Below are 13,057 nucleotides of genomic sequence, written 5' to 3'. Positions count from 1 at the left end.
ACGCCTATCCATTTCTTCCAATAGCTTGAGCATAAAGTCAATACTAACCCATACTTCTTTTTCTTTACTTGTAACTCCCAAGCCTACTTCTTTGACCCTATCTGTGTCAAGGATTTTGAAATATGAATTATTCTTCTTACGTAATATTAATTAAAGATGAATTTTATAGTTGGAAGATATGATCAGTATTTTTTATTAATCAAGATTTCATGGTTAAGCTATAGATTAGATTAAGCTAACGAATTAAGAGTACCTCTAAAAATTCAGAGCTTAAACCAAGACGAGGCGAAAAAAAATTTTAACGCAGCATACGATGGATATATGAATGAGGAAATATTTTTGTGAACAACGCTATATTGTGACGAAATATCGATTTCTAGAGGTAGCTTTAATTGGGTAGTGTGTATATAACCTAACTAAAATCGTCTGATTCCTAGCTGAATGCATATGAAAATCCATATCTCTGCTTAAACCTAAAACAGTAGCCATCCATTTGGTTGGAAAATAACCACATGATATATAGAGGCATTCTCAAAATTTTCTTATTCACCAGAAGAGTGAAACTATTATGAAATGCCTCATATATTGCTCCAGGTACGAATACAATGCTGCTCTTCGTTGCAAAGGATATTCTCTACAGCTTGATAGTACTTTCCTCGTACCTGAACACCTTTTACTTACCGACTGCGATTTTTAGTTCAAATGCTATTTGAAGGAGACGTCATTATTAGCAGTTATAGATTCACTATCTGTTTCTTCCGCAACTTTTTGAGGTAAATGAGTACTTATATTAGCCACTGATTGCTGTCTTTGCTTTTTACGGATATTATGAAACGATAACCCTGTTCCTGCAGGAATTAATCTTCCTACAATAACATTTTCTTTTAATCCGCGCAGATCATCTCTTTTTCCCATAATTGCTGCTTCTGTAAGAACACGGGTCGTCTCTTGAAAGGAAGCAGCAGAGATAAATGAATCTGTTGAGAGCGATGCTTTAGTAATGCCTAGTAGCATGTATTCATATGTTGCAGGAGTTTTATTTTCAGCAAGCAGTCTCTCATTTTCTGCTAGCACATCAGCTCGCTCAACTTGTTCGCCAGGAATGAAAGATGAATCTGCTGCATCAACAATTTGTACACGACGCAACATTTGGCGAACAATCACTTCAATATGCTTATCGTTTATCCTTACGCCTTGTAAACGGTAAACATCTTGTACCTCATCAGTAATATACCGGGCTAATGCCTCTACCCCCTGAAGACGTAATATATCTTGTGGATCAGCAGGACCATCAACAATCGTCTCGCCTTTATTTACAACTTGGCCATCATGCGCCATAACATGCTTATCTTTTGGAATTAGATATTCATGTGCAATATTATCGAGATCAGTGATGACGAGGCGTTGCTTTCCTTTAGTATCTTTACCAAAAGATACTGTACCAGTAACTTCCGCTAATAAACCTGCATCTTTAGGCGATCTGGCTTCAAATAATTCAGCCACACGCGGTAAGCCACCCGTAATATCACGGGTTTTTGAAGTTTCCTGCGGAATACGAGCTAATACCTCTCCGACACTTACTTGCTGTCCATCCCGTACAGAAATGATGGAACCAATCTGGAATGTGATGCTAACTGGCAAATCACTACCCGCAATTTTAATTTCTTTTTCTTCTTCATCCAAAAATTTAACCAATGGACGCAATCCCTTAGTTTGTGTAGCGCCACGGCGCTTGGGATCTATGACAACGAGTGTAGATAAACCTGTTATATCATCAATTTGTTTTGCTACTGTCACACCTTCTTCAACATTTTCAAAACGTACCTTGCCACTATATTCTGCGATAATAGGACGTGTATGGGGATCCCATGTTGTTAATACTTTGCCCACTTTTACCACTTCACCATCATGCACGAGTAATGTTGCACCATAAGGTACTTTATGGCGTTCTCGCTCACGTCCATTTTCGTCATAAACAACCACTTCTCCACTGCGAGAGATGACTATCAATTCACCGCGAGCATTTTTTACATATCGCATCGTAGGAGAATAATGAATCACGCCATTTGATTTACTCTCAACCTGACTCACTACTACTGTTCTTGAAGCAGCGCCCCCGATATGGAATGTTCGCATGGTCAATTGTGTCCCAGGTTCGCCAATAGATTGTGCAGCAATCACACCTACTGCCTCACCAACATCTACTGCTGTCCCTCGGCCTAAATCGCGTCCATAACACTTGGCACATAACCCGTACCGAGTTGCACACGTAAGCGGGGTACGTACTTTAACCTCATCAATTCCATATAATTCAATTTTTTCAACCGTCTCTTCATCAAGTAAAATGCCTGCAGGATAAATAATCTCCTGGCTTTCTGGATTAACGATGTCTTGCGAAGTTACTCGGCCGAGTATGCGCTCACGTAACGCCTCAATAACCTCACCACCTTCAATCAGCGCTTTCATTACAACACCATTATCTGTGCTGCAATCCTCTTCAGTAATCACTAAATCCTGAGTAACATCCACCAAACGACGAGTAAGATAGCCAGAATTAGCCGTTTTCAAAGCTGTATCAGCAAGTCCTTTACGTGCGCCATGAGTAGAAATAAAATATTGCAGTACATTCAGCCCTTCACGGAAATTTGCGGTAATAGGTGTCTCAATGATAGAACCATCAGGCTTAGCCATTAATCCACGCATGCCCGAAAGTTGCCGAATCTGAGCTGCCGAGCCGCGCGCACCTGAATCGGCCATCATGTAAATTGAATTAAATGATTCCTGCATTATCGGTTTGCCATTCTCATCTTGCTTTACCTTTCCTGCCAAGGGATCATATACCGGTTCTACACTTAATTGATCCATCATCGCTTTAGCAACCTGATCACCGGCACGCCCCCAAATATCCACTACTTTATTATAGCGCTCGCCCTGGGTTACTAAGCCTGAAGTATATTGAGCCGCTATCTCCTGTACTTCCTTCTCCGCAATTTTTATGATGTCATTTTTTTGAACAGGGGTAAGCAAATCATCCGCACAAATAGAGATACCACCTCGCGTTGCATAGGAAAAACCTGAATACATGAGTTTATCCGCGAAAATAACTGTTTCACGTAAACCGCATAAACGGAAGCATGTATTGATCAGCTTTGAAATTTCCTTTTTCTTGAGTACCTTATTGATCACAGAAAAAGGAAGTCCATCTGGCAAGATTTCCGATAATAACGCGCGACCTACAGTTGTTTCATAGCGTGTAATTTTTTCTACTTGTTCTCCTTCTTCCTTCCTCTTTTCAACTTCCTTTATTCTTACTACCACTTTGGCATTAAGCTCAACAACGTGATTTTCATACGCGCGTGATACCTCCGCAACATCCGGGAAAAACATACCCTCACCGCGCGCATTAACCTTTTCCCGAGTCATATAATACAACCCGAGCACGATGTCTTGTGAAGGTACGATAATAGGATCGCCGTTAGCAGGAGACAAAATATTATTAGTTGACATCATCAAGGTACGACATTCCATTTGCGCCTCAAGAGATAATGGAACATGTACGGCCATCTGGTCTCCATCAAAGTCCGCATTAAAGGCTGCACAAACAAGAGGATGTAGCTGAATTGCTTTGCCTTCAATTAACACCGGCTCAAACGCCTGAATACCCAATCGATGAAGTGTTGGCGCTCGGTTTAACATTACTGGATGCTCTCGGATAACCTCTTCCAGAATATCCCACACGACTGGACTCTCATTTTCCACTTCTCGCTTGGCTGCCTTAATAGTGCTGGCAATACCCATAGTTTCCAACTTGTTGAAAATAAACGGCTTGAATAGCTCAAGCGCCATTTTTTTCGGTAAGCCACATTGATGTAACTTAAGCTGAGGACCCACCACAATGACTGATCGCCCAGAATAGTCGACGCGCTTACCCAGTAGATTCTGGCGAAATCGTCCTCCCTTGCCTTTGATCATATCGGCAAGAGACTTTAATGGCCGTTTATTGGCTCCTGTCATTGCCTTGCCACGGCGCCCATTATCAAGAAGTGAATCGACTGACTCTTGTAGCATACGTTTTTCATTACGCACGATAATTTCCGGCGCTCGAAGTTCGAGCAGGCGTTTTAGTCGATTATTCCGGTTAATAACACGACGGTATAAGTCATTTAAATCAGAGGTTGCGAAACGCCCTCCATCTAATGGCACCAGCGGTCTCAGTTCTGGTGGCAGTACTGGCAGTACCGTTAACACCATCCATTCTGGTTTTATACCTGATCTATTAAATGCTTCCAGTACTTTTAAACGTTTAGCTATTTTTTTTAGCTTAGTTTCAGACCCTGTACTCTGCATTTCACGACGGAGAGAATCAATTTCTGCAACAATATCCATTTTATTCAACAGATCTCGTATACCTTCTGCACCAATCCCTGCAGAAAAATCATCTCCATATTCTTCCGTTTTATTGAGATAATCGTCTTCAGTCAGCAACTGACCGTCAACAAGTGGTGTCATGCCTGGATCAGTTACTACATAAGCTTCAAAATAGAGCACGCGCTCAATGTCTCGTAATGTCATGTCTAATACCAGTCCCAAACGGGAAGGTAATGACTTCAGAAACCAGATATGCGCTACGGGAGAGGCTAATTCAATATGCCCCATACGCTCGCGCCGAACCTTAGATAAGGTCACCTCTACGCCACATTTTTCACAAATCACGCCACGATGTTTTAAGCGTTTATATTTTCCACACAGACATTCGTAGTCCTTTACTGGACCAAAAATCTTGGCACAGAATAACCCATCCCTTTCTGGTTTAAAGGTACGATAGTTTATCGTTTCAGGTTTTTTTACTTCACCGTATGACCAAGAACGTATTTTTTCTGGAGAGGAAAGACCAATTTTAATTGAATCAAACTCTTCTTTCTGAGTAACTTGTTTAAATAAATCAAGCAGCGCTTTCATTTGTCACTCCTAATAATCTATCGGTCGGCATAAAATATCTTCAACTAAGATTTCAATGTTGTTCCAAATCAACGTCCAACCCCAGCGATCGAATTTCTTTTACCAATACATTAAATGATTCCGGCATTCCCGCATCTATTTTGTGATCTCCCTTGACAATACTTTCATATACCTTGGTACGTCCATTCACATCATCTGACTTAACGGTCAACATTTCCTGCAAGGTATAGGCAGCTCCGTATGCTTCTAGCGCCCATACCTCCATTTCACCAAAACGTTGGCCGCCAAATTGAGCTTTGCCGCCAAGCGGTTGTTGCGTCACTAAGCTATAGGGACCCGTAGAACGAGCATGCATTTTGTCATCCACTAGATGGTGAAGCTTAAGCACATGCATATAACCTACGGTAACAGGTCGATCGAAAGCAGCACCTGTTCTACCATCATAAAGAGTTATCTGCCCTGATCGGGGCAAACCAGCTAATTCAAGCATATCCTTTATTTCAGTTTCTGTTGCACCATCAAAAACAGGCGTCGCAAAGGGTACGCCATCAACTAAATTTTTTGCGAGCTCTAATATTTCTTCGTCATTTAATGAATTAATTTCTTCTCTCTTACCGCTGCTGTTATAGATTTTATCGAGAAACGCTCTGAGCTCGGTAGTTTCTCTCTGCTCACGCAACATCTCATTAATTTTTTTACCCATTCCTTTTGACGCCCATCCTAAATGAACTTCCAATATCTGTCCTACATTCATACGCGATGGCACGCCTAAAGGATTCAATACGATATCAACAGGAGTACCATCGGCCATATAAGGCATATCTTCTACAGGCACAATTCTTGAAATGACACCTTTATTTCCATGACGGCCCGCCATTTTATCTCCAGGCTGTAGACGCCTTTTGACGGCAACATAAACTTTGACCATTTTCTGGACACCTGGTGGCAATTCATCCCTTTGTGTAAGTTTTTTTCTTTTTTCCTCAAGAGCACTATCAAACATTTTCTGCATTTGTGCCGTGCTATCTTTTATCTGCTCTAACTGTATGCTGGTATCTTCATCAGCCAAGCGGATATCAAACCAATAGTGAGGATCAATACTCTCCAGATATTCTTTTATAATCAGTGTCCCTTTAGCGAGCTTCTTGGGACCACCGGTTGCTGTTTTGCCGATAAGTAAACGCTCTATGCGCATAAATGCATCGGTCTCCACTATGCGCATCTGGTCAGCCAGATCTTTTTTATAGCGAGCCAATTCATCATCGATAATTTTCTTAGAACGCTTGTCCCGTTCTACCCCCTCTCGGGTAAATACTTGCACATCAATCACGGTACCGGATATCCCGGAGGGTACGCGCAAAGAAGTATCTTTAACATCAGAAGCTTTTTCACCAAAAATGGCTCGTAATAGCTTCTCCTCTGGGGTTAATTGCGTTTCACCTTTCGGAGTTACTTTACCCACCAATACATCACCTGCTTCAACTTCAGCACCGATATAAACAATCCCGGATTCATCCAGGCGTGCGAGTTGACGCTCAGATAAATTGGGAATATCAGCAGTAATTTCTTCTGTACCCAGCTTAGTATCACGACTGACTATGGATAATTCCTCAATGTGAATGGAGGTAAAACGACCATCAGATACGACATGCTCAGAGATAAGAATGGAGTCCTCAAAGTTATATCCATTCCATGGCATAAAAGCCACCAGCATATTTTGCCCTAATGCAAGTTCGCCCAAGTCAGTCGATGCACCATCGGCGATCACATCGTCGCGCGCCAGAACATCACCTACTTTCACTAACGGGCGTTGATTAATATTGGTATTCTGATTTGAACGGGTATATTTAATCAAATTATAAATATCTACACCCACCTCTCCTGGATGTGTTTCAATATCATGCACGCGCACTACGATACGGCTTGCGTCTACATAATCCACAACTCCTCCACGCACTGCTCTCACAGCGGTACCAGAATGAACTGCCACAACCCGTTCTAATCCCGTCCCAACAAATGGTTTCTCCGCACGTAAACAAGGAACAGCTTGTCGCTGCATATTAGAACCCATCAAAGCACGATTGGCATCATCATGTTCTAAAAAAGGAATCAACGAAGCAGCAACGGAAACAATCTGAGCTGGCGCAACATCTACATACTCGATTTGATCTTTAGGCGCCAATGTGAATTCATTCTTTTGACGACATGAAACGATTTCATCTACAAACCTTCCTTCTGAATCAAGCCTTGCATTCGCTTGAGCAATCATATATTGACTTTCTTCAATAGCAGAAAGATAAACGATCTCGTCAGTTACTTTCCCATCTATTACTTTTCTATAAGGGGTTTCAATAAAACCATATTCATTAGTTTGTGCATAAAGTGCCAACGAATTAATCAGACCGATATTGGGCCCTTCCGGCGTCTCAATAGGACATACACGTCCATAGTGAGTTGGATGGACATCGCGCACTTCAAAACCTGCTCGTTCACGTGTTAAACCACCTGGCCCCAATGCAGAAATACGTCTTTTATGCGTAATCTCTGATAAAGGGTTCGTTTGATCCATAAATTGGGATAATTGACTAGAGCCAAAAAATTCACGTGCTGCAGCCGATACCGGTTTAGCATTGATTAAATCATGAGGCATAAGATTCTCTGATTCTGCCTGACTAAGCCGTTCTTTAACCGCTCTTTCCACTCGCGCCAATCCAGCTCGGAACTGATTCTCAGCTAATTCTCCAACTGAACGAACACGACGATTCCCCAAATGATCAATATCATCTATCTCTCCACGACCATTGCGTAATTCCACCAATATCTTGATCACATCGATAATATCAGAATTAGATAAGGTAGAAGAACCCGTCAGCTCTGAGCGCCCAACACGGCGATTGAACTTCATGCGCCCCACTACTGACAAATCATAGCGCTCGGGTGAATAGAATAATCCATTAAACAAAGCAGTAACAGCTTCCTCAGTAGGAGGTTCGCCAGGGCGCATCATCCGATAAATTGCCACTTGAGCTGCAGTCTGATCAATGGTCTCATCTATTCTCAATGTCTGCGAGATAAAAGAACCGTAATTAAGATCATTCACATACAGCGCACTAATTTGCTCAATTCCAGATCGTCTTATTTTCTCAAGTATAGCTTCAGTAATTTCGTCGTTAGCTAGCGCTATAATTTCACCGGTTTCCTTATCTATAATATCTTGTGCCAGGATTTTTCCAATCAAAAACTCTTCTGGAACCGCGATCTGTTTTATACCAGTTTGCAATAATTCTCGAACATGTTTTGCTGTTATACGTTTATCTTTTTGAGCAATTACTTTACCTTTATCATCAATAATATCAAAACTTGCTACTTCACCCCGCAAACGTTCAGGCACCAAATCAAATAAAATTTCATTTTTAGAAAAATAAAAATGATCAAATACAAAGAAATCAGCGAGAATTTGTTCCGGCGTACAGCCCATTGCCTTTAATAAAGTTGTCACTGGCATTTTGCGTCGGCGGTCAATGCGGAAATAGACATAATCTTTGGGATCAAACTCGAAATCAAGCCATGAGCCTCGATAAGGAATAATCCGTGCAGAAAAAAGCAACTTACCTGAGGAATGCGTTTTTCCACGATCATGCTCGAAAAACACACCTGGAGAACGGTGCAGCTGAGAAACAATTACTCGCTCCGTTCCATTAATAATAAATGAGCCAGTATCTGTCATGAGCGGGATCTCTCCCATGTATACTTCTTGCTCCTTAACTTCTTTTACTGTCGGCTTAGAAATTTCTTTATCTAAAAGCGTTAAGCGTACTCTGGCGCGTAAAGGAGATGCATAAGTCAGGCCTCGTTGCTGGCATTCCTTAACATCAAATACAGGCGTCCCAAGAGAATAGCTAATAAAATCAATGCGAGCATTTTTCGAATGACTCTCAATTGGAAAAATTGAATTAAACGCTGCCTGCAACCCTTGATTAGCACGCTTATTAGGCGCTAGTTTCTCTTGCAAAAAAGCTGCGTATGATTCAAGTTGAGTGGCGAGAAGAAAAGGGATTGGTAAGACGCTGGCACGTTTAGCAAAACTTTTTCGAATACGTTTTTTCTCAGTGAACGAATAGTTCATCAATTTTCTCCAGGCGCAGAATAATGAGGATTAAATAGTTATATTTATCCAAATAGCATTTACTGGCTGCCACAGTAAATGCTCGGCAAAACATCAAATCATTAAAGAAAGTAAAGGCCGGCAGTCTATTTACTTCTGCCAGCCAATACTTTCATAACAGCAATATTATTTAACTTCGCAAGCAGCTCCTGCTTCAATAAGTTGTTTCTGAATCCCTTCTGCATCAGCTTTGGGAATTCCTTCTTTTACTACTTTTGGAGCGCCATCCACCAGATCTTTCGCTTCCTTTAACCCAAGACCTGTTATTGCCCGAACGACTTTAATTACATTTACTTTATTATCTCCTGCAGAGGTTAGTACAACAGAAAATTCAGTTTGCTCTTCTGCTGCCGGAGCTGCTGCAGCAGGTGCAGCAACGGCAACAGCAGCAGCCGCTGCAGCGGAGACTCCAAATTTTTCTTCCATATTCTTAATTAACTCAGACAGCTCTAATACGGTCATATTAGCAATTGCGTCTAAAATTTCTTCTTTGGCCACAGCCATTTCTTTCTCCTAACAATAAATAAAATACTGATTGATTCTAAAGATGCGCAAAAATTTGCTTTCTAAAGCTGAATGGATCATTTATGATCACGTATAGCAGCTAATCCACGCACAAAACTAGTAGGCACTTCATTAAGCGTTCTCACAAATTTAGCGATAGGTGCTTGCAATGTTCCCATCAGTCTCGATAACAGCTCTTCTCTACTCGGCAAGCTGGCTAAGGCCGCAACTTCTTTGTTAGACAAGACAGTGCCAGTTATTGCTCCAGCTTTAATAACAAATTTATCATTACTTTTTGCGAACTCATGAAGTACTTTGGCCGTAGTCACCGGATCACGACCAATACCATATACCAAAGGACCTACCATTTGATCAGCAAGATTAGAATAGGGCGTGTTCTTCACTGCACGGCGTACAAATGAATTTTTAACTACGCGAAAATAGATTCCACTCTCACGTGTTTTAGCCCGTAATTGGGTAAATTTACTCACTTCCAATCCACGATACTCAGCCAATATAATCGCCTGCGCATCGGCTATTTGCGCACCAACTTCTGCAATTATTGCTTTTTTCTGTTCAAGATTAAGACTCAAGATACGTTCTCCACGTTAAACTCTGGAGTTATATCGGGATAATCACGATATCTTCCATATTAAAAAGCGGCGATCTATATTCAGGAGAAGAAATAAATCCTGTTCTGGATACGCCATCTGCGTTGGGCACCATTCGATAAATTCATGATAATTAAGTCTCAGTTTGCAAATTTCATCCTGTTTATTAGAGCAAACATGAAACCCCAACGGTCTTTGATAACCTATTGACTATAAACGTCAATAGCCCAAAGTCTGTAAATCAATACTCTACACCGGATTGATCGACTCTTATCCCCACCCCCATGGTACTGGAAAGAGTCATTCGTCTTAGATACACACCTTTGGATGTAGGTGGTTTAGATTTATTTAGCGCATCTACTAACGCCAAAATATTTTTCTTAAGCGCATCAGGCTCAAATGATGCCCTACCGATTGTACAATGCACAATACCCGCTTTATCTGCTCGAAACTGTACTTGTCCTGCTTTGGCATTCCGCACAGCAGCTGAAACATCCGGTGTTACCGTACCTACTTTTGGATTAGGCATGAGTCCTCGCGGCCCCAGGATTTGGCCTAATTGACCAACAATACGCATCGCATCTGGACTTGCAATAGCGACATCAAAGTTAATTTCGCCTGCCTTAACTCTTTCTGCAAGGTCCTCAAAACCGACAATATCTGCACCCGCCTCAAGCGCTTCTTTAGCTTTATCACCTTGGACAAAAACAGCGACACGCACCACTTTACCTGTGCCTGCCGGTAAAACCACTGATCCACGTACTGCTTGATCTGATTTTCTTGCATCTATCCCCAAATTGATGGCAACATCAACCGATTCATCAAATTTTGCAGTTGCAGTTTCTTTTATAAGTGTAATGGCTTCTGCTAGCGAGTAGGATTTATTCCGATCTATCCTTTTGTTTATCAACGCATATCGTTTAGAAACATGTGCCATTTTATAATCCCTCCACTTCCACACCCATGCTTCTTGCACTACCAGCAATAGACTTAACTGCAGCGTCCATATTTGCTGCAGTTAAATCCGGCATTTTTAATTTAGCTATTTCTTCCGCTTGATCACGACTTAATTTCCCTACTTTATCAACGTGTGGCTTAGCACTTCCTTTACTTATCCCTGCCGCCTTTTTAATTAATACCGTGGCAGGTGTTGTTTTCATAACGAATGTAAAGCTTTTGTCCGCATAAGCCGTGATAATGACCGGGACAGGCAAACCCGGCTCCATTTTCTGTGTAGCCGCATTAAATGCTTTACAAAATTCCATAATGTTAAGTTGACGCTGCCCAAGAGCTGGGCCAATAGGGGGGCTTGGATTAGCTTTTCCAGCCGGTATCTGTAACTTGATATAGCCGATAATCTTTTTTGCCAAAATTATTCTCCTTTTTGGGTTTTATCGAATGCTTACAACATTCTCCCCGATGTGGTACAAAACAATAACAACTTCTATTTTCTAAATTTAGCTATATTTTATGAGAAATTAGGATTTTTCGACTTGATCAAAATCTAATTCAATAGGTGTAGGTCGACCAAAAATTGAAACGGACACTCTTAACTTATTTTTGTCGTAATTAACATCCTCAACATTTCCGTGGAAATCTGTAAATGGCCCTTCTTTAACACGCACAGCTTCGCCAATCTCAAACAGTATTTTTGGTTTAGGCTTTTCTACGCCTTCTTGAATCTGATCAAGTATATTTCGAACTTCCTTTTCACTGATGGGTGTTGGTTTTGTTAGAGAACCACCAACGAAACCACTGACCTTGGCTGTATGTTTAACCAAATGCCAAGTTTCATCAGTCATTTCCATTTCTATCAATATATAGCCAGGGAAAAATTTCCTTTCACTGATATTTTTTTGGCCACCTTTGATTTCCATAACCTCTTCTACAGGAACCAATATTTCACCAAATTTATCCTCCATATCAGCACGAGCAATGCGTTCTTGCAATGCTCTCTTGACGCTATTTTCGAAGCCAGAATATGCATGAATCACATACCATTTTTTGCTCATTTCACCACCCGGATCATTTAGCTAGCCCTCTTGATCCATTACATACCTCACGACCGCCATCAATCCGGTATCTACTAGCCACAAAAAAGCCGCCATAGCCACAACAAAAGCAAAGACCACCCCCGCGGTTTGCATTGTTTCTTTTCGACTAGGCCAAATCACTTTTTTTGTTTCTTCAATTGACTCTCTGCTAAATGTATAAAATTGCTTGCCTTGATCAGTAAACCAAGCTATCGTAATTCCCAGAATTATGCCTAGCAACAAAAGCAAAATACGAATAACCATTGCGCTCTCGCGCAAATAGTAAAAACCTACGACACCAGCTATTATCGATAATATAGCAAGCGCCAACTTAAATTTGTTCACCCAGATACCATCCTTGACAATAGATAATCAGCCTTGCCTTCTTAATAATTTCTTAATTTCAGATTGATAATAAGATCAATAAGTAAAATCAATAACCTCTTACTTAAATAGCATGACTTACTTTTAATTAAAAATTAAAACCCATTATAGTTTTGACCCAATCAATTTTCTGAAATGAATTCAATTTTGGCAGGCCAGGAGGGCATCGAACCCCCAGCCTTCGGTTTTGGAGACCGACGCTCTGCCAATTGAGCTACTGGCCTACTTTCTACACAACAATTTATATTTAATATATTACTTTTATAACAGAATTCAAAACCTAAAAATAAATTTACATCCCATTTATCTACTCAATAATTTTAGCTACCACACCCGCCCCAACAGTTCTGCCACCTTCACGGATTGCAAACCGCAATCCTTCTTCCATCGCAATGGGAGCA

8 protein-coding genes, 1 tRNA gene and 1 pseudogene are annotated in these 13,057 nt (G+C 41.0%); all 10 read right to left on the bottom strand.

Annotated features, from left to right (window positions below; translation table 11 throughout):
- Window positions 1-705: 705 nt before the first annotated feature.
- The gene (gene rpoC / locus BM283_RS15235; RefSeq protein WP_090694610.1) at window positions 706-4,959 is read right to left on the bottom strand and encodes a DNA-directed RNA polymerase subunit beta'; all 4,254 of its coding nucleotides are present in this window, start codon (window positions 4,957-4,959) and stop codon (window positions 706-708) included.
- A gap of 52 nt (window positions 4,960-5,011) precedes the next feature.
- Window positions 5,012-9,085: a DNA-directed RNA polymerase subunit beta gene (gene rpoB / locus BM283_RS15230; RefSeq protein ID WP_090694607.1), complete on the bottom strand. Its 4,074-nt coding sequence runs from the start codon at window positions 9,083-9,085 to the stop codon at window positions 5,012-5,014.
- A gap of 165 nt (window positions 9,086-9,250) precedes the next feature.
- Window positions 9,251-9,628 (bottom strand): 50S ribosomal protein L7/L12, encoded by a 378-nt coding sequence (gene rplL / locus BM283_RS15225; protein WP_090694605.1) that lies wholly within the window; start codon window positions 9,626-9,628, stop codon window positions 9,251-9,253.
- Between the two features lie 77 nt (window positions 9,629-9,705).
- Entirely contained in the window at window positions 9,706-10,221 is a 516-nt protein-coding gene (rplJ, locus tag BM283_RS15220) for a 50S ribosomal protein L10 (protein ID WP_090694603.1), read from the bottom strand.
- A gap of 259 nt (window positions 10,222-10,480) precedes the next feature.
- The gene (rplA, locus tag BM283_RS15215; RefSeq protein WP_090694601.1) at window positions 10,481-11,176 is read right to left on the bottom strand and encodes a 50S ribosomal protein L1; all 696 of its coding nucleotides are present in this window, start codon (window positions 11,174-11,176) and stop codon (window positions 10,481-10,483) included.
- A gap of 1 nt (window position 11,177) precedes the next feature.
- Entirely contained in the window at window positions 11,178-11,609 is a 432-nt protein-coding gene (gene rplK, locus BM283_RS15210; protein WP_046848859.1) for a 50S ribosomal protein L11, read from the bottom strand.
- A gap of 108 nt (window positions 11,610-11,717) precedes the next feature.
- The gene (nusG, locus tag BM283_RS15205) at window positions 11,718-12,251 is read right to left on the bottom strand and encodes a transcription termination/antitermination protein NusG (protein WP_090694599.1); all 534 of its coding nucleotides are present in this window, start codon (window positions 12,249-12,251) and stop codon (window positions 11,718-11,720) included.
- A 21-nt stretch (window positions 12,252-12,272) separates the two neighbouring features.
- Window positions 12,273-12,617, bottom strand: coding sequence for a preprotein translocase subunit SecE (gene secE / locus BM283_RS15200; RefSeq protein WP_090694595.1), 345 nt, complete (start codon window positions 12,615-12,617; stop codon window positions 12,273-12,275).
- Between the two features lie 187 nt (window positions 12,618-12,804).
- Window positions 12,805-12,880, bottom strand: a tRNA-Trp gene (locus tag BM283_RS15195).
- 83 nt (window positions 12,881-12,963) lie between these two features.
- A pseudogene (locus BM283_RS15190) lies at window positions 12,964-13,057 on the bottom strand (elongation factor Tu); the annotation flags it as partial.

This window comes from Nitrosomonas sp. Nm34 (assembly GCF_900113925.1).
Classification (GTDB): domain Bacteria; phylum Pseudomonadota; class Gammaproteobacteria; order Burkholderiales; family Nitrosomonadaceae; genus Nitrosomonas.
This window is presented reverse-complemented; position numbering and strand designations above follow the sequence as displayed.

Bases quoted from the DNA above. Each gene is read 5' to 3' on its own strand.
- nusG (WP_090694599.1), bottom strand. From the start codon at position 12,251: ATGAGCAAAAAATGGTATGTGATTCATGCATATTCTGGCTTCGAAAAT.
- rpoC (WP_090694610.1), bottom strand. From the start codon at position 4,959: ATGAAAGCGCTGCTTGATTTATTTAAACAAGTTACTCAGAAAGAAGAG.
- rplA (WP_090694601.1), bottom strand. From the start codon at position 11,176: ATGGCACATGTTTCTAAACGATATGCGTTGATAAACAAAAGGATAGAT.
- rplL (WP_090694605.1), bottom strand. From the start codon at position 9,628: ATGGCTGTGGCCAAAGAAGAAATTTTAGACGCAATTGCTAATATGACC.
- rpoB (WP_090694607.1), bottom strand. From the start codon at position 9,085: ATGAACTATTCGTTCACTGAGAAAAAACGTATTCGAAAAAGTTTTGCT.